The 209-nt window shown below is 57.9% G+C and carries 1 pseudogene; it reads right to left on the bottom strand.

The window, feature by feature from the left end:
* Nucleotides 1-209: pseudogene (locus RRF55_RS29385) on the bottom strand (hypothetical protein); the annotation flags it as partial.

Below are 209 nucleotides of genomic sequence, written 5' to 3'. Positions count from 1 at the left end.
GCTCACGAACAAAGAGACGCTGAAAGCCGTTTTCCGCAGGTTGCGAGCGTTCCACGTACCCGGTAAACCAGCGCAACACCAGATCGGTGTAACCCACATCGAGACGCACCAGCTTCCCCGTATAGTCCTGCGTTGTTCCGGCCGTAATAAACCCCCGGCCGCAGCTGTTCAGCTCCAGCACCAGGCTGGCATCAGCCAGGTGAATTTCA

It is taken from the genome of Klebsiella sp. K47, from assembly GCF_051858335.1.
GTDB lineage: Bacteria > Pseudomonadota > Gammaproteobacteria > Enterobacterales > Enterobacteriaceae > Klebsiella > Klebsiella pneumoniae.
This window is presented reverse-complemented; position numbering and strand designations above follow the sequence as displayed.